This window comes from Klebsiella sp. A52 (genome assembly GCF_018388785.1).
Lineage (GTDB): Bacteria > Pseudomonadota > Gammaproteobacteria > Enterobacterales > Enterobacteriaceae > Klebsiella > Klebsiella aerogenes.
On record NZ_CP074437.1, the window covers coordinates 3,605,925 to 3,623,795 of the forward strand.

15 protein-coding genes are annotated in these 17,871 nt (G+C 54.0%); 8 read left to right on the plus strand and 7 right to left on the minus strand.

Going from position 1 to position 17,871, the window contains the following annotated elements; translation table 11 throughout:
• Positions 1-84 precede the first annotated feature (84 nt).
• From KGA69_RS17005 to KGA69_RS17030, 6 genes are read left to right on the plus strand one after another with little or no spacing between them, the layout of a single operon-like run.
• Positions 85-675, plus strand: a complete 591-nt coding sequence (locus KGA69_RS17005) for a TerD family protein (RefSeq protein ID WP_213292502.1) — start codon at positions 85-87, stop codon at positions 673-675.
• Positions 675-1,814 carry a TerD family protein gene (locus KGA69_RS17010; protein ID WP_213292503.1) on the plus strand — a complete coding sequence of 380 codons (1,140 nt, stop codon included), beginning with the start codon at positions 675-677 and terminating at the stop codon, positions 1,812-1,814. Before KGA69_RS17005 ends, KGA69_RS17010 begins: the two co-directional genes overlap by 1 nt.
• A 21-nt stretch (positions 1,815-1,835) precedes the next feature.
• Positions 1,836-2,291, plus strand: a complete 456-nt coding sequence (locus tag KGA69_RS17015; RefSeq protein WP_213292504.1) for a tellurite resistance TerB family protein — start codon at positions 1,836-1,838, stop codon at positions 2,289-2,291.
• 22 nt (positions 2,292-2,313) lie between these two features.
• Complete coding sequence (locus KGA69_RS17020) at positions 2,314-3,354, plus strand: TerC/Alx family metal homeostasis membrane protein (RefSeq protein ID WP_045393891.1); 1,041 nt, start codon at positions 2,314-2,316, stop codon at positions 3,352-3,354.
• A gap of 46 nt (positions 3,355-3,400) precedes the next feature.
• Positions 3,401-3,979, plus strand: a complete 579-nt coding sequence (locus KGA69_RS17025) for a TerD family protein (protein ID WP_045393893.1) — start codon at positions 3,401-3,403, stop codon at positions 3,977-3,979.
• A gap of 59 nt (positions 3,980-4,038) precedes the next feature.
• Positions 4,039-4,614, plus strand: a complete 576-nt coding sequence (locus tag KGA69_RS17030; RefSeq protein WP_045393896.1) for a TerD family protein — start codon at positions 4,039-4,041, stop codon at positions 4,612-4,614.
• Positions 4,615-4,661: 47 nt separating this feature from the next.
• On the opposite strand, the gene azoR is transcribed toward KGA69_RS17030, so the two are convergent.
• Positions 4,662-5,267: an FMN-dependent NADH-azoreductase gene (azoR, locus tag KGA69_RS17035; RefSeq protein WP_045393899.1), complete on the minus strand. Its 606-nt coding sequence runs from the start codon at positions 5,265-5,267 to the stop codon at positions 4,662-4,664.
• A gap of 259 nt (positions 5,268-5,526) precedes the next feature.
• Between azoR and hrpA the strand changes: the two genes are divergently transcribed.
• Positions 5,527-9,372 carry an ATP-dependent RNA helicase HrpA gene (hrpA, locus tag KGA69_RS17040; protein ID WP_266098915.1) on the plus strand — a complete coding sequence of 1,282 codons (3,846 nt, stop codon included), beginning with the start codon at positions 5,527-5,529 and terminating at the stop codon, positions 9,370-9,372.
• Positions 9,373-9,419: 47 nt separating this feature from the next.
• Here hrpA and KGA69_RS17045 read toward each other — a convergent pair whose 3' ends face one another.
• The 6 genes from KGA69_RS17045 to KGA69_RS17070 all read right to left on the minus strand — a co-directional run bounded on the left by KGA69_RS17045 (position 9,420) and on the right by KGA69_RS17070 (position 16,126).
• Entirely contained in the window at positions 9,420-10,094 is a 675-nt protein-coding gene (locus KGA69_RS17045; RefSeq protein ID WP_074165855.1) for an O-methyltransferase, read from the minus strand.
• Positions 10,095-11,474: an efflux transporter outer membrane subunit gene (locus KGA69_RS17050; protein ID WP_049060838.1), complete on the minus strand. Its 1,380-nt coding sequence runs from the start codon at positions 11,472-11,474 to the stop codon at positions 10,095-10,097.
• Positions 11,471-12,556: an HlyD family secretion protein gene (locus tag KGA69_RS17055; protein WP_047048854.1), complete on the minus strand. Its 1,086-nt coding sequence runs from the start codon at positions 12,554-12,556 to the stop codon at positions 11,471-11,473. The genes KGA69_RS17050 and KGA69_RS17055 overlap by 4 nt, the downstream gene beginning before the upstream one ends.
• A 27-nt stretch (positions 12,557-12,583) precedes the next feature.
• A complete protein-coding gene (locus KGA69_RS17060; RefSeq protein WP_045393910.1) occupies positions 12,584-14,236 on the minus strand; it encodes an MFS transporter in 1,653 nt (550 codons plus the stop codon).
• A complete protein-coding gene (locus tag KGA69_RS17065; RefSeq protein ID WP_049060836.1) occupies positions 14,236-14,667 on the minus strand; it encodes a MarR family winged helix-turn-helix transcriptional regulator in 432 nt (143 codons plus the stop codon). Before KGA69_RS17065 ends, KGA69_RS17060 begins: the two co-directional genes overlap by 1 nt.
• Positions 14,668-14,851: 184 nt before the next feature.
• A complete protein-coding gene (locus tag KGA69_RS17070; protein WP_015366353.1) occupies positions 14,852-16,126 on the minus strand; it encodes a Glu/Leu/Phe/Val family dehydrogenase in 1,275 nt (424 codons plus the stop codon).
• A 530-nt stretch (positions 16,127-16,656) separates the two neighbouring features.
• On the opposite strand from KGA69_RS17070, the gene KGA69_RS17075 reads away from it, so the two are divergent.
• Positions 16,657-17,862, plus strand: coding sequence for a bifunctional succinylornithine transaminase/acetylornithine transaminase (locus KGA69_RS17075; protein WP_047048848.1), 1,206 nt, complete (start codon positions 16,657-16,659; stop codon positions 17,860-17,862).
• Positions 17,863-17,871: the final 9 nt, after the last annotated feature.

Sequence of the window (17,871 nt, forward strand, 5' to 3'; positions counted from 1 at the left end):
TGTGTCAGTTCTTTATCATGATATGATTTTTTTGAGTCTTTAACGCATATTGATTTGCTAAATGTATTTAATAGGGAAGAATAAATGGTCTCACTTACTAAAAATCAGACAATATCATTAAGCAAAGTATCTCCGGCATTATCGCAGCTGACTTTTGGTCTGGGCTGGGATCCTCTGCGGGCAAAGAAAAAAGGGCTATTCGGCGGGTTGTTCTCCGGTGGCGCAGGTTCTATCGACCTTGATGCAAGCTGCATTCTATTGAATAAGAATGGCAACGTGCTGGATACCATTTGGTTTGGCCAGCTGAAATCTCGCTGTGGCGCTGTCGTGCATAGCGGCGATAACTTAACGGGAGAAGGTGACGGTGATGATGAAGTCATTCGCGTTAATCTGGAGAAACTTTCCGCTAACGTGGAATATCTGGCCTTTACCGTCAATAGTTTTTGCGGCCAAACGTTTAACGAAGTTGAGAATGCCCATTGCCGCGTGCTCGATCAAAATAATCAGGAATTGGCCCGCTATCAGCTAACCGAGCAAGGTTCTCATACCGGCATTATTATTGCTTCATTAAGCCGCCAGAACGGCAGTTGGGATTTTACCGCCCATGGTCAAGCAGCTCAGGGGCGCACCATCGACGATATGAAAAGTGACGTATTACGCATTGTGGTGCGCTAATGAAACTATTACCCGGAGGAAATAGCGCGGTTCCTGTTGCTAACCTTAGTATCAAAATAAGCGCGGGCAGTAGTATTGATGTGTCGTCATTTCGTCTCTATGCCAATAATAAGGTAAGAGGCGATGCGGATATGTGTTTTTACGGCCAGCCGCGAAATGATGATAATACCATTGAGCTGAGTACTAATAATACCGCTACTGTATTTCAGGTAACATTAGGGCTGCTGCAGGCGGATGTCCAGAAAGTGGCCTTTACCGCAACCTGCGATAATAACAGGACTATCGGTGAATTAGGCCATTTGACGATCGCGGTGGAGCATAACGGTACTACGCTGATTGAGTGTCAGGTCGATGTTCACGGTCGAAATGAAGCAGCGCTGATACTGGGCGAACTTTATCGGCGTAATGGCGAGTGGAAGTTTCGCTTTGTCGCACAGGGATTTACTGGCGGCCTAAAACCGCTCGCTGAATACTATGGCGTTGATATTGCCGATGAAGCCTTGCCCCCTGCAGATGAACCCGTGAAAGTGAACCTCAGTAAGGTCACTTTGACTAAAGAGAAACCGGCAATCAGCCTCGCTAAACGTGACGATTATGGCGAGATACGCGTAAATCTGAATTGGCATCGCCAAAGCTCGGCTACAGGTTTATTTGGTTCATTATTAGGGGCAGGCGCCAGCAGCGTTGATCTGGATCTGGGCGCTTTTGTCGAATTAAAAAATGGCGATTTAAGCGTAGTACAAGCACTGGGTAATGCATTTGGGCGATATCAACAACCGCCTTTTATTCAGCTTCAGGGTGACGATCGCACGGGGGCGGTTAACGATGGAGAATGGATCTGGATAAATGGTAGCGAATGGCAAAAAATTAACCAGATATTAATCTATGCCTTTATTTATGAGGGGGTCGCCAGTTGGGATAAAACAGATGGTGTCGTCACGCTACATGTTCCCGGGCAGCCGCCAATCGAAACCCGACTGACCGAAGGCAATAATCGTCGAACAATGTGCGCTATTGCTCGCTTAGTCAATGATAACGGCGCCATAAAAGTAGAGCGTATCAATCAATATTTCACCGGCCATAAAGAGATGGATCGCGCATTCGGCTGGGGATTCCGCTGGCGAGCCGGTTCAAAATAAAGAAAACCAAGTGAGGGAACGATGGGATTATTCAATAAAGTAAAATCGACATTGAGCGCCAGCCGCGTAGAACTGGTCAAACAGGTTGGGCGATTTAAAAATAAGAAATTCATGCAAGTAACTGTTGCGGTATGTGCTCGTATTGCCGTTTCCAGTGATGGTGTTAGCGCCGAAGAAAAACAGAAAATGATGGGTTTTCTGCGCTCGTCGGAAGAAATGAAAGTTTTTGATACCAACGAAGTAATCGACTTTTTTAATAAATTGGTATCCAGCTTCGATTTCGATATGGAAATCGGCAAAGGTGAAACCATGAAATATATTCTGGCCTTAAAGGATCAGCCAGAAGCTGCGCAATTGGCTGTACGGGTAGGAATTGCGGTGGGTAAAAGCGATGGTAATTTCGACCCGGATGAACAGGCGGCAACCCGAGAAATAATCGCTGCGCTCGGTTTTAACGCTGAAGAGTTTGGTCTTTAACCACAGCACTTAAAGGTATTTCATGGTCTCCACTCATTTAGGTTTTCCCGTTGAAACGGTGAGCGTTTTTATTATTCTCGCCATTGGGGCGATCGTTATTGACCTCGTAATGCATCGTAACGATAGCGTCATATCGCTGAAAAGCGCGGCGTTATGGTCACTATTTTGGGTTGCGGTGGCGATGGTTTTTGCCGGGTTTCTACTGGTGCACCACGGCGCGGAAGTGGCTAGTTTATTTGTTACTGGTTACGCCTTAGAAAAAGTGCTTTCGGTCGATAATCTTTTCGTGATGATGGCGATCTTCTCCTGGTTTGGCATTCCGGAACGCTATCGCCACCGTGTCCTTTACTGGGGAGTGATCGGCGCGATTATTTTCCGCGCTATTTTTGTCGCCATTGGCACAGGACTATTAGCGCTGGGCCCGTATGTTGAAATAGTCTTTGCCTTAATTGTGCTTTGGACGGCCGTCATGATGTTAAAAAGCGGGGAGGAGAGCGATGAAATTGAAGATTACTCGCAGCATCTCGCTTACCGTCTTGTAAAACGTGTATTCCCTATCTGGCCAAAATTAGTGGGGCATGCTTTTTTACTTACCGCGAAAGAGGTCGAGCGTGAACGGGCGAAGCCGGAAAATAAAGATCTCATTATCAGCACCGGAAAGCGCGTCGCGTTATATGCAACGCCGCTGATGCTATGCGTGGCAGTAGTAGAACTCTCTGATGTGATGTTTGCTTTTGATTCCGTGCCGGCCATTATTGCAATAAGCCAGGAGCCGCTGATTGTCTATAGCGCGATGATGTTTGCCATCCTTGGCCTACGTACGCTTTATTTTGTATTGGAGGCACTCAAACATTATTTAGTGCATCTTGAAAAAGCGGTCATCGTATTGCTTTTCTTTATTGCCTTTAAGCTTGGTCTGAACGCCACCGATCATCTTTGGCACCATGGCTATAGTATTTCGGCGACCGCCAGTCTGTATGTCGTTCTACTGGTGCTTATTGTTGGTATTGTCGCCAGTTTTGTCTTTCAGGATAAAAACGAGGAACAGCCAGGGGAGCATTAATTCCTCGCGCTGTCCTTCTTCATGTTCACTTTAAAAAGGATTTAATATGAGCGTATCACTGTCAAAAGGCGGTAACGTTTCTCTTAGCAAAAGCGATCCGTCAATGAAAAACGTGCTGGTTGGATTAGGGTGGGATGTCCGCACTACCGACGGCCAGGATTTTGACCTCGATGCATCTGCCTTCCTGTTATCAGAGACGGGAAAGGTGCGCAGCGATAGCGATTTCATCTTCTACAACAACTTAAAATCGGCAGACGGTTCGGTCACCCACACCGGCGACAACCGCACCGGGGAAGGCGATGGCGATGATGAATCGCTAATCATCAAACTGGATATGATCCCGGCCAACGTCGCCAAAATCGTCTTCGTGGTTACCATTCACGATGCACAAATGCGTCGTCAGAGTTTTGGTCAGGTGTCAGGCGCTTTTATTCGCCTGGTCAACAACGATTCACAACTTGAAGTGGCCCGTTACGATTTGACGGAAGACGCTTCCAGCGAGACGGCAATGCTATTTGGTGAACTTTATCGCCATAACGGCGAGTGGAAATTCCGCGCCGTTGGGCAGGGATACGCTGGCGGATTATCCAGCGTCTGCGCCCAGTATGGCATTAATGCATCTTAAAAACCGAGCAGCCCGACCGTCCGTCGGGCCATACAGTAGTTTATAACAGGAGGTTTAAAATGGCTGTTTCCCTCGTTAAAGGCGGTAACGTATCACTCACTAAAGAAGCGCCGTCGATGAATATTGCGATGGTGGGATTGGGTTGGGATGCGCGAGTCACGGATGGGCAAGATTTCGATCTCGATGCATCGGTCTTTATGGTTGGCGAAGATGGCAAGGTGCTATCGGATGCGAATTTTATCTTCTTCAATAATAAGAAGAGTCCTTGCGGCGGCGTAGAACATCAGGGCGACAACCGCACCGGTGAAGGTGATGGCGATGATGAGCAGGTCAAAATCACGCTTTCCCGGGTGGCCGCTGAGGTCAAGAAGCTGGTTTTCTCCGTCACCATCTACGACGCAGAAACGCGGAAACAAAACTTTGGCATGGTGCAGAACAGCTATATGCGGGTGTATAACCACGATAATGGCCAGGAAATTGCGCGCTTTGATCTATCCGAAGATGCATCAACGGAAACGGCGATGATTTTTGGCGAGCTTTATCGTCACGGTGCGGAATGGAAATTTAAAGCGGTTGGTCAGGGATTTGCGGGTGGGCTGGCGGCGTTAGCTTCCGCGCATGGCGTTAGCGTTTAATTCCTGGCAAGAATAAAACCTCCCGCTGGTGCGGGAGGTTGGTTTTATCAGGCTGCAACCACGCTGTCGATTGCCGCTTTGGCATCGGACTGTGCTTTGGCCGCAACTTCTGGACCATAGGCGATGCCTTCTGCAAATACGAAGTTCACGTCGGTGATACCGATGAAGCCAAGGAAGGTAGAGAGATACGGCGTGACCAGATCGGTTGGCGTATCTTTATGGATACCGCCGCGGCTGGTCAGAACCACTGCACGTTTGCCGGTAACCAGACCTTCAGGGCCTTTCTCGGTGTAACGGAAGGTGACACCTGCACGGGCAACCAGGTCAAAATAGTTTTTCAGCTGAGTCGGGATGTTGAAGTTGTACATCGGCGCAGCGATAACAATCACATCGTTAGCTTTCAGTTCAGCAATCAGCTCATCGGAGAGCGCCAGCGCTTCCTGTTGACGCGCAGTCAGCTGAGCATCGCTCGGACGCAGCGCGCCAACCAGTTCACCATCCAGTACCGGAATCGGATTTGCCGCCAGATCGCGCACGGTGACCACGTCGCCCGGGTGTTTTTCGCGCCATTGTTCAACAAAATAGTCGGACAGCTGGCCAGATTGTGAGTACCCTGCAAGAATACTGGACTTCAGAACTAATACTTTGCTCATGGGTGTTTCCTTTTTAATGTGATTGACGGGACAATGCCCTGGTGCCTGGTGACACTGTATTCACAATCATGCCGTAGAGATAGCGCAATATATCGAATCCTATGTTCAGTTTTTTTGAACAAGGCATGAGTTCAACAGATGTGGTAATCTACAGCAATATTTCATAAGAGATTTTTCCGGCAGAGCACTGCCCGATAACGCTATGACAGAACAACAAAAAATTACTTTCTCGCAGCTTTATGCACGGCTTGATGACCTGATGCTGCGCGATAAATCGCGCTACAGCCGTCGCCTGCATGGCGTAAAGAAGGTTAAAAATCCTGATGCTCAGCAGGCCATTCTGCAGGAGATGACGCAGGAGATAGAACAAGCAGCAGGGAAAGTCCTGCTGCGAGAAGCCGCGCGTCCGACGATTACCTATCCGGAAAACCTGCCGGTTAGCCAGAAAAAACAAGAGATTCTCGAAGCGGTGCGCGATCACCAGGTGGTGATCGTCGCCGGTGAGACCGGTTCAGGTAAAACCACTCAGTTACCTAAAATCTGCATGGAGCTGGGGCGCGGCCTGAAAGGCCTGATTGGGCACACCCAGCCGCGTAGACTGGCGGCGCGAACCGTCGCTAACCGCATTGCTGAAGAGCTGCAGAGCGAGCCGGGCGGTTGTATCGGATATAAAGTCCGCTTCAGCGACCACGTCAGCGAAAACACCATGGTTAAGCTGATGACCGACGGTATCCTGCTGGCGGAAATCCAGCAGGATCGCCTGCTGATGCAGTATGACACTATCATTATCGATGAAGCGCATGAGCGCAGCCTGAACATTGATTTTCTGCTGGGCTATCTCAAAGAGCTGTTGCCACGGCGCCCGGACCTGAAAATTATCATCACTTCCGCCACCATCGATCCGGAACGATTTTCGCGCCATTTTAATCATGCGCCGATTATCGAAGTCTCCGGGCGGACTTATCCGGTTGAAGTGCGTTATCGTCCCATTGTTGAAGAGGCAGACGATACCGAACGCGATCAGCTGCAGGCGATTTTTGATGCCGTCGATGAACTGGGGCGCGAAGGCCCCGGCGATATCCTGATCTTTATGAGCGGCGAGCGGGAAATCCGCGATACCGCTGATGCATTGAATAAGCTCAATTTGCGTCATACCGAAGTGCTGCCGCTATATGCGCGTTTATCTAACAGCGAGCAAAACCGGGTTTTCCAGTCGCATAGCGGGCGGCGTATTGTCCTGGCGACCAATGTTGCCGAAACGTCGCTGACGGTACCTGGAATTAAATACGTTATCGATCCGGGTACCGCGCGCATCAGTCGCTATAGCTATCGCACCAAAGTGCAGCGCCTGCCTATCGAGCCGGTATCACAGGCCTCCGCTAATCAGCGTAAAGGTCGCTGCGGGCGCGTATCGGAAGGTATCTGTATTCGTCTTTATTCGGAAGACGATTTCCTGTCGCGGCCGGAATTTACCGACCCGGAAATTCTGCGTACCAACCTGGCCTCGGTCATTCTGCAAATGACCGCTCTGGGGCTGGGCGATATCGCCGCGTTTCCGTTTGTCGAAGCGCCGGATAAGCGCAACATCCAGGATGGCGTACGCCTGTTGGAAGAGCTCGGCGCCATCACCACCGATGAGCAGGCAACGGCTTATAGGCTAACCCCACTGGGCCGTCAGCTCAGCCAGCTACCGGTGGATCCGCGTCTGGCGCGGATGGTGCTGGAAGCGCAGAAACATGGCTGCGTGCGTGAAGCGATGATCATCACTTCCGCGCTGTCGATTCAGGATCCGCGCGAGCGTCCCATGGACAAGCAGCAGGCGTCTGATGAGAAACATCGCCGTTTCCACGATAAAGAGTCTGATTTCCTTGCGTTTGTTAATTTGTGGAACTATCTCGGCGAACAACAAAAGGCGCTCTCGTCGAATCAGTTCCGCCGCCAGTGCCGGGTGGATTTCCTCAACTATTTACGCGTGCGTGAATGGCAGGATATTTACACCCAACTGCGCCAGGTCGTGAAAGAACTCGGCCTGCCTATCAACAGTGAGCCGGCGGAGTACCGGGAGATTCATACCGCGCTGCTGACCGGTTTATTGTCGCATATCGGGATGAAAGACTCTGATAAACAGGAGTACACCGGCGCCCGTAATGCGCGGTTCTCTATCTTCCCAGGTTCCGGTCTATTCAAGAAACCGCCGAAGTGGACGATGGTTGCGGAACTGGTCGAGACCAGCCGCCTGTGGGGGCGTATTGCCGCCCGCATTGAGCCTGAGTGGGTTGAGCCGGTGGCGCAGCATCTGATCAAACGCTCCTATAGCGAACCGCACTGGGAGCGGTCGCAGGGTGCGGTGATGGCGACAGAAAAGGTGACCGTTTATGGCCTGCCGATCGTCGCCGCGCGTAAGGTGAACTATAGCCAGATTGACCCGGCGCTGTGCCGTGAGCTGTTTATCCGCCACGCGCTGGTAGAGGGCGACTGGCAGACGCGGCATGCTTTCTTCCGCGATAACCTGAAGCTGCGCGCTGAAATCGAAGAGCTGGAGCATAAGTCGCGTCGTCGCGACATCCTGGTGGATGACGAGACGATGTTCGAGTTTTACGACCAGCGCATTAGCCACGATGTCATCTCCGCTCGCCACTTTGATAAGTGGTGGAAGCAGGCCAGCCGCGAAACGCCAGACTTGCTCAATTTTGAAAAGAGCATGCTGATTAAAGAGGGGGCGGAGCAGGTCAGTAAACTGGACTACCCGAACTTCTGGCATCAGGGCAATCTTAAACTGCGTCTCAGCTATCAGTTTGAGCCCGGTGCCGATGCCGATGGCGTAACGGTGCATATCCCTCTGCCGCTGCTCAATCAGGTGGAGGAAGCCGGGTTTGAATGGCAGATCCCCGGCCTGCGTCGCGAGCTGGTCATTGCGTTAATCAAATCTCTACCGAAACCGGTACGACGGAATTTTGTCCCGGCGCCAAACTATGCGGAGGCTTTTTTAGGCCGCGCGACGCCGCTGGCGTTGCCGTTACTGGATTCGCTGGAGCGTGAGCTGCGTAAAATGACCGGCGTGACTATCGACCGCGAGTCCTGGCAGTGGGATCAGGTGCCCGATCACCTGAAAATCACTTTCCGGGTGGTGGATGACAAAAATAAGAAACTGCAGGAAGGGCGCTCTTTGCAGGCGTTGAAGGACGCGCTGAAAGGCAAAGTTCAGGAGACGCTATCAGCGGTGGCCGACGACGGTATTGAACAAAGTGGGCTGCATATCTGGAGTTTCGGCACGCTGGCGGAGAGTTACGAACAGAAGCGCGGTAATTATAAGGTGAAAGCCTGGCCGGCGCTGGTGGACGAGCGTGACAGCGTAGCCATCAAACTGTTTGATAATCCACAGGAACAGCAGCAGGCAATGTGGCGTGGTTTACGCCGTTTACTGTTGCTCAATATTCCGTCGCCGATTAAGTATCTGCACGAGAAACTGCCAAACAAAGCCAAGCTGGGACTCTATTTCAACCCTTATGGCAAGGTGCTGGATTTGATTGACGACTGCATCTCCTGCGGCGTTGACAAGCTTATCGATGAAGCCGGCGGTCCGGTATGGACTGAAGAGGGCTTTAGTAAATTGCACGATAAAGTGCGCGCCGAACTGAACGACACGGTGGTCGATATCGCGAAGCAGGTCGAGCAGATCCTGACGGCGGTATTTAACATCAATAAGCGTCTGAAAGGGCGGGTAGATATGACGATGGCCCTGGGGCTGTCGGATATTAAAGCGCAGATGACAGGTCTGGTTTATCGCGGCTTTGTGACCGGCAACGGTTTCCGCCGTCTCGGCGATACGCTGCGTTATCTGCAGGCAATTGAAAAGCGTCTTGAGAAGCTGGCAATCGATCCACACCGTGACCGCGCCCAGATGCTGAAAGTCGAGAGCGTGCAACAGGCGTGGCAGCAGTGGTTGAATAAGCTGCCGCCGAATCGCCGTGATGATGACGACGTACAGGAGATCCGCTGGATGATCGAAGAGCTGCGCGTCAGCTTCTTTGCTCAGCAGTTGGGTACCCCGTATCCGATCTCGGACAAACGCGTGTTACAGGCGATGGAGCAAATTACGCCGTAGCCTGGCTGGTTATCCCCGGTGGCGCTGCGCTTACCGGGGCTACTCGCTTAAGCGTTTACCCACGCCAGAGTAAAGCCGTCCCAGCCTTTAGTACCCACGGTCTGCAGCGCCGTTGCCGTCAACCGTGGCTCGGCGCCCATCATCTCAATGAATTGACGCACGCCCTGAACGCGCTCGTCGGCGCTCTGTGGGTTAACCACTTCGCCGTCGCGTACCACGTTATCGCCAATAATTAAGGTTCCTGGGCGGGAATAACGTAGCGCCCAGCGCAGATAATGGGGATTATTCGGCTTATCGGCATCGATGAAGATCAGGTCGAAAGCGGGACATTCGCCAAGCGCCTCCAGAGACTGTAGCGCCGGCCCCTCCCGCAGCGTGACCCGCTGGTCAACGCCCGCCAGCTGCAGATTCTCCCGCGCCACCTGGGCATGATGCGCGTCGGCCTCCAGCGTGAGTAGTTGGCCGTCGGCAGGAAGCTCGCGCGCCATCCAGATGGTGCTATAGCCGCCGAGAGTACCGATCTCCAGTATCCGCTTAGCCTGGGTAAGTCTTACCAGCAGGGCGAGAAACTGCCCCTGATTGGCGGCGACATCGTGTGCCGGCAGCCCGGCTCGATGGTTGTTTTCCAGTACCCGATCGAGCATAGGATCGCCGGGGATTAAGGCCTCAATCAAATAATTGTCTACTGCCGACCACTGTTGTTGCATATTACGCTTCCCCATTTAGCTCCCTGATGAGTCAGACCAGCCGCCTCCCAGCGCCCGGTACAAATCAATCTGCGCCAGCAGAAGATTATTTTTCACCTGCACCACGCTTAATTGAGTGGAGAACAACGTTCTTTGCGCATCCAACACGTCCAGATAAGAAGAGTAGCCGTTACGATAGCGGTTCTGCGCGATACGCAACGTCTCTGCGGCGACCGATTCCTGCTCCTTGAGCTCGGTTAACTGTTCCCCGTAGCGGCTGATGGCATCCAGGCTATCGTTCACCTCTTTGAACGCGCCGCGTACCGTTTTCTCATACCCGTACAGCGCCTGATTGCGCTGGGCCATCGAGACATCAACCTGCGCATTTAGCGCCTGGCGGTTGAGTAACGGCGCCAGAATGCTGCCGCCGATGCTCCAGAGCCGCAGCGGATTATCGAGCAGTTCCGGCAGCGTCCGGTCCTGCAGGCTGCCGGTGGCGGTCAGGTTAATCGATGGCAGCAACTGCGCTTGCGACGAGGCAAGGGTGGCATCGGCGGCCACCAGCTGTCGTTGAGCCTGTACAATGTCAGGACGGCGGCTCATTAGCGATGATGGCAGCTGCGAGGGCAGCCGTAGTGGGGTAAGTTGCGCGAATTCATTGCGTTTCACCGTACCGGGATTGTCGCCCAACAGCACGCTCAGGGCGTTCTCCTGCTGGGCAATTTGATGTTGCAACGGCGGGATCTGCGCCCGCGTGGAGCGTAGCTCTGAATCCGCCTGCATGAGCTCCAGGCGCGAGGTATAGCCGGTTTCATACTGCCGTTTAGCCAGATTCCACGCATCTTCTCGCGATTTCAGCGTTTGGCGGGTGACCCGCAACTGCTCGTCTAATGACAACAAGGTGACGTAGCCGACGGCGACCGATGTCGCCACGGTCAGATTAGCCGCGGCGGCAGCGGCTTTCTGCGCTTCAAGGCTGGCCTCGGCGGCGCTGGCGGCGCTGCGGTTGGCTCCCCATATATCGACGTCATAGCTGGCGGTCAGGCCCCCTTTGTACAGCGTGCTGTGAATGGGCAGGCCAGTCGCGGCGGACTGTGCGCGAGCGCGGGTACCGGTCAGGCTGGCATCAAGCGAGGGGAATAAGCTGCTATTAGCAGCGTAGGCACGCGCCTGATACTCGTTAACCCGCTCACGGGCGATCAGGACGTCGCTGTTGTAGCGCAACGCCCGATCGACATACTGATTAAGGGCGCTGTCGTGGAAATTACGCCACCACACGCCTTCTACCGGGCTGGATGGACCCACATCGGCCCGCCAGGCAGCCGGGATCGCCAGCGTGGGATCCGCGCGTGGTACATCGGCAGACTGACAACCGACCAGCGCCAGCGCCACGGCAAGAGTTAACGGGCGGATCATTGTTTATTCTCCGCGCGGGTATCAATCGTCACCTGCACCGACATACCCGGACGCAGACGATAGCTGTTTTTCTGCCCCTCATCGACCGCGATACGGACAGGAATTCGCTGGGCGATTTTGACAAAGTTGCCGGTCGCGTTATCCGGCGAGATCGCGCTGAATTCGACGCCGGTTGCTGGCGAAATACTTTGTACCTTGCCGTGGAAGGTTTCGCTATTCAGCGCATCGACCGAGAAGGTAACCGGCTGGCCGACGCGCACCTCGGCGAGCTGCGTCTCTTTCAGGTTGGCGATAACCCAATGCTGAGGCGGTACCAGCGAGGTCAAATGCGTCCCCGCGCTGACATAAGCGCCAAGGCGTACGGAGATTTGCCCCAGTTGCCCGGTCGTCGGGGCGATAATCCGCGTATTCTGCAGGTCGATTTCGGCAAGCTCGAGCGCTGCTTTGGCGCTGGCTACATCGGCCTCCAGCGAATCGCGATTGACGATAGTGGACTGCAGATCCTGGCGCGACATCTCCAGCGTGGCTTTCGCCTGTTCGATATCGGCAGCGCCTTGAGCCGCGCTGGCCCGCGCGGAATCGCGTTCGCGAATGGATAACGACCCGTCCGCGGTAAGCTCCTGGACGCGTTTTAAATCGGCCTGAGTTTTCTGATTCTGCGCGCGGGCGTTTTGCAAGGCGGCCTCGTTTTTGGCGATCGTCGCTTCGGCGCTTTTCCGCTGCTGCTGGTTGTTTTTCAGCGCCGCCTGTTTCATCGCCAACGTCGCCTGCGCCTGGTGTACCCGCTGCTTATAGATACGATCGTCAATCTGGAACAGTACCTGTCCCGGCTGAACGGTATCAAAATCTTTGACGTTCACCGCGGTGATATACCCGTTAACCTGTGGGCTGATAAACGTCGTCTGACCGCGCACATAAGCGTTATCGGTAAACTGACTATGCCGGGTGAAAGGGGGCAACTGCCAGGCGTAAAGAATAACCAATACGCCGACGATGCCGATCGCCGCGGCGGTAAAAATAGACACCACGCGGATGTTGTTTCGGGTATTGGCCTGTTGCCTGGCCGCGTCCTGCTGACTCATAACCACTCCAGAGTAAAAATTATCTTATTATTTGTTGCCGGTTGCGCGTTTTAACGCGATACGGGCGGTGATTCGCAATCTGATTAAGCGCCAGAAAATCCACACCAGCGTTGCGGCAGAGATCGCCGCCGTCAGGAGATAAGTGTCATTGTAGGCGAGAATATTGGCCTGTAGCGTCGAGGCGTTTTGCAGCAACGTGGTAGCCTGCACGTTCAATAGCGTGCTGTCGCCAATTTGGCTTTGATACATCTGGCTATACTGCTGCAGTCGCTCGGCGATCAGCGGGTTCAGCGTGGTTATCTGATCGGCCAACTGGCTGGAATGAAATTTTTCGCGCCAGGTCTGAAAGGTACCGAGGATAGCTGAGCCGAGTAGGCCACCGATATTTTGGCTCATGCCAAACAGTACCGAGAAGCTGACCAGATTGCGCTGGTCGGCAATCACCCCGCCAATTCCCGCCAGCATGGCCGGCGCGAGGAAGAAGGCGCTGCCGAAACCAAGTAAAAACTGGCTGAACATTAACTGTTCCGGACGGGTCAGGGCAGTGGACTGACTATCAAGCAATGAGGCAATCATGATCAACGCCAGCGCGGTCGCGGTGGGCCAGTAAAGGCGCTGCGGGTTAAGCGTCAGACAACTGGCGACGATACCGCAGACGATACCGGCGAAAATCGACCACGCCAGGTTAGTCATCTGCTCGTTTTGCAAGCCGACGTACTGCAGCCAGCCGATGACCCCGGTATTCTGTTCCGCCAGTACGATACGAATCAGCAGCATAATCAGCCCCAGACGAATGATACTGCCGCTGGAAAGCCATTTGGTGTTAAGCAGCGGATTCGTTCGATTATGTTCAAAGGCGATAGCCGAAACGATCAGCACCACCGCCCCCGCCAGCGACCAGCCAAGCCACGGCGCCTCAAACCACCAGTCCAGACGGCCCAGCGACAGCACCGCGCAGACCAAAGCCATGCCGGGAGCCAGCAGGAAGAAGGTAATAAAATCCTTCTTCTCAAACACCTTTTTGCGGTCGCTTGGCGGCAGTTTCAGCGCGATGACGCAGGCCAGCGACACCAGCGCCAGCCCGAGCTCAAAGAAGTAGAGCCCGCGCCATTCGTCAATCTGCAGCAGTTCGGTCGAGAACAGACGCGCCAGCGGGATTGCCAGCGACGATCCGGTGATCCCAATGGTCAACGCCTTCAGACGGTGGCGCGCCGGCCAGGCCTGCACCTGATAGTAAATCCCCAGAGAACTCAGCGCCGCGGCCACCATGCCGTGCGCCGCGCGCACCATCATTGCCGAGCTGAGGTCGTTGACGAACAGGTGGAAGAAAGTGACCAGTACATACAGTACCAGGAAGCCTTCGGTAAAGGCGCGCAGGCCAAACTGCTGGCGAAATTTCACCAGCAGCAGGTTGATAGAAACGTTAGTCATCACGTAGACCGCCGGCAGCCACGCAATTTCCGTCGACCAGGCGGCAAAAGTGCCCTGCAGCAGCTGCAGATTGGCGGTAACGACGGCATTACCCAGCGCGCCGGTCAGACACACCAGCAGCCCGACGATGCCGTAAGCGACGCGTTTCGGCGTACTGTGAATCGGCGTCGAGGGCGAGCCGAGCATCGCCGGTTTTTCATGCGGCGCCCAGTCGTGGGGCACATAGGGATTAGCATCGCGACGAGGCATTATTTCTTTTCCACCTCGTGCAGCAGCTTTTCCAGTACCCGGTGGGTTTGCTCACGCTCTTCCGCAGTGATGGCGGTGAGGATCTCCTCGCGCAGGTCGTCGGCGACCGCTTTCACCTGATGGAAAAGCGCCATCCCTTTTTCAGTGGCGACCAGCAGACGCTTACGTTTATCGCTGTCAGGCTTAACGCGCTCCACCAGTTCAAGTTCGACCAGGCGGTTAATGAGCGGGACGATGGTGGCGCTTTCAACACCGAGTTCCTGCGCCAGTTCGCTTTGCGAGAGGGGCTGCTCGTTGCGGGCAATGGCTGAGACCGCCACCCATGACGCCTGGCTCATGCCAAGATTTTTCAACCGCCGGTTAACTGCCAGCCGCCAGTGATGCGCGGTTAAGTATAAGAGATGGGAAAAGTTAAGCTGTCGGTTATCCATGTTCCGCCTGCAAATTCATTAGAGCTCTAATGATTTTAGGCGCGGCGATTTACCGATTTCAAGTCACGAAGATAAAAATAGGTTAACGCAATGTGCGTTTTTTGTGGAAAAGGCCGGCTGACACGTGGAGAAAAAAATAAAAAACCCGGGCGAGCCCGGGTTGAACATCTGGATTACCAGGACATTAGCCCGGGTAGATGCCGCGATCTTTACGCGCCAGCAGGATGCGCTCACAGGCGACGATATAGGCCGCGGTACGCAGAGAACAGGCTTTCTCGGCGGCTTTATCGCAGACATGAACGATAGCATCGGTCATGATGCGGTCCATCTTGGCGTTGATCTCTTCTTCACTCCAGAAGAAGCTCGCCATATCCTGAACCCATTCGAAGTAGCTGACGGTCACGCCGCCGGCGTTACAGATAACGTCCGGAACCACGATCACTCCGCGGTCGGCGAGCACGTCGTCGGCGTCCGGATAGGTCGGGCCGTTGGCGCCTTCGAGGATCAGCTTACAGCTGATTTTTTCCGCGCGTTCACGGGTGATTTGGCCTTCCAGCGCCGCCGGGATCAGGATATCCATCTCGGTGGTCCAGAAATCTTCTTTAGCGATTTCACGCGCGCCCGGGAAGCCGGCGATCTTCTTGTTCTCGGCCTGCCATGCGGTCAGCGCCTGCATGTCGATGCCGCCTTCGTTGAACAGAGTCGCGGTGTGGTCCTGGATCACGACAATACGCGCGCCAACGTCGGCGAATAGACGAGCGGCTTCGCTGCCGACGTTACCAAAACCTTGCAGCGCGACTTTCGCGCCTTCGATTTCGATACCGTTACGACGAGCCACTTCACGACCGGTGACGAAGACGCCGCGGCCGGTAGCTTTTTCACGCCCCAGCGAACCGCCGAGATGAATCGGCTTACCGGTAACCACGCCGGTGATAGTGGTGCCGTGGTTCATGGAGTAGGTGTCCATCATCCACGCCATCACTTTACCGTTGGTACCTACGTCCGGCGCCGGAATATCTTTCTGTGGTCCAATGATAATGCCGATTTCGCTGGTATAGCGACGGGTCAGACGTTCCAGCTCGCCTTCTGACAGTGAGAACGGGTCGACGCGGATGCCGCCTTTGGCCCCGCCGTAAGGAATATTGACCGCGGCGCACTTGATGGTCATCCAGGCAGAAAGCGCCATTACCTCGTTAAGATCGACATCCGGATGGTAGCGAACACCACCTTTACCCGGTCCACGCGATAGATTGTGCTGTACGCGATAGCCTTCGAAATGGCGGATGGTGCCATCATCCATCTGCACTGGAATATCAACGATTAGCGCGCGTTTCGGGTGGCGCAGGGTTTCCACCCAGTAGGCGAGGTCGCCCAGATACGGCGCGACGCGGTCGATCTGGCGCAGGTAAGTGGTCCATGGAGATGTACTACTTTCAGATGCGTAAGATAACTTTTCCATAAGAGTCCTGTATCTCAATGTTATTTGTGTCGTGTAAAACCGTGGAATAGGTACAGCAGTAAAATCTGTGTGATGAATGTTATCACCAATTTTATAAACCAGTATTTGACGGCTATTCCGAATTTTACATTTTTGTTAGTTTTTTGGGGTTGCATTTGAATAAATAAGCACACTCTGGCGCCTGTATGTCATGCATCAATATGCATATTTTATGCAAATAAGTGAATACTGAAATAATTTTTTCATATTTTTCATTATCTTGATGATCCTCTAAAAGTGAATAAAATGATTCGTGGTTGTATTGACTTTGTTGCGCGTCAGGGCCCAGCATTAGCTCACGCAATACACAAGGTATTAACCGTGAATTAACATATACCCATACAAATAAAATGGCTTATTTCAGTTGTGGTGAAAATATTTGTCATCGCAGCGGGACGTTTGCGCCCTGAAAACGGCTAAAGGGAATTGTTAAATTCGACTATTCACGATTGGCCAATTTATGCCGCCGATCCTCGTTCCGGAGAATTGTTATGTCAGGCAGTATCACTCGCGAAGATTTTGATGCTTATATGGTTCCGTGTTTCGCTCCCGCGCCGTTTATCCCGGTGAAAGCAGCGGGCTCCCGCGTCTGGGACCAGCGGGGCAAAGAGTACATTGACGTGGCTGGCGGCATTGCGGTTAACGCGCTGGGTCATGCGAATCCGGCGCTGGCTAACGCGCTGAAAGCGCAGCTGGATAAGCTGTGGCACATCGGCAACGGCTATACCAACGAACCGGTGCTGCAGCTGGCGAAAACCCTGGTGGAGTCGACCTTCGCCGATAAAATTTTCTTCTGTAACTCCGGCGCTGAAGCCAACGAAGCCGCGCTGAAGCTGGCGCGCAAGTATGCGCACGACAAATTCGGCGCCGACAAGAGCGAAATCATCGCCTTCAAGAACTCTTTCCATGGGCGCACTCTGTTTACCGTCACCGTGGGAGGACAGCCGAAGTATTCCAGCGACTATGCGCCATTACCGCAGGACATCACCCATCTGCCGTATAACGACATCGACGCGGTGAAAGCGGCGTTCTCTTCCCGCACCTGCGCGGTCATCGTCGAACCGATTATCGGCGAAGGCGGCGTCATGCCGGCGGATCCGCAATTCCTGCAGGCGCTGCGCGAGCTGTGCGATGAGCATGAAGCAACGCTGATTTTTGATGAAGTGCAGACCGGCGCCGGGCGTACCGGCCAACTGTATGCTTACCAGCATTACAACGTGGTTCCGGATATTCTCACCAGCGCGAAAGGGCTGGGCGGCGGCTTCCCAATTGGCGCGATGCTGGCGAAAGAGGCCTGGGCGCAGGTGTTCCAGCCCGGTACTCACGGCACGACTTTCGGCGGCAACCCGCTGGCGGCGACCGTCGCTAATAGCGTGCTGGCGCAAATGGATAGCGCGCTGCTGGCGGGCGTGGGCGAACGCCATACCCTTATCGTCGATAAACTCAATGCGCTGAACGCCAAATATGATGTCTTTAGCGCCGTGCGTGGGATGGGGCTGCTGATTGGCGCCGAACTGGCTAGCCATCTGCGCGGCAAAGCCAAAGCGCTGACCAATCTGGCGGCGGAAGAGGGGCTGATCGCGCTGATAGCCGGGCCGGACGTACTGCGTTTCGCCCCGGCGCTCAATATTCCCCTGGCGGATATTGATGAAGCCTTCGTGCGCCTTGAGCGCGCCGTCGCCCGCTTAACCAGCTAATCCGGGAGA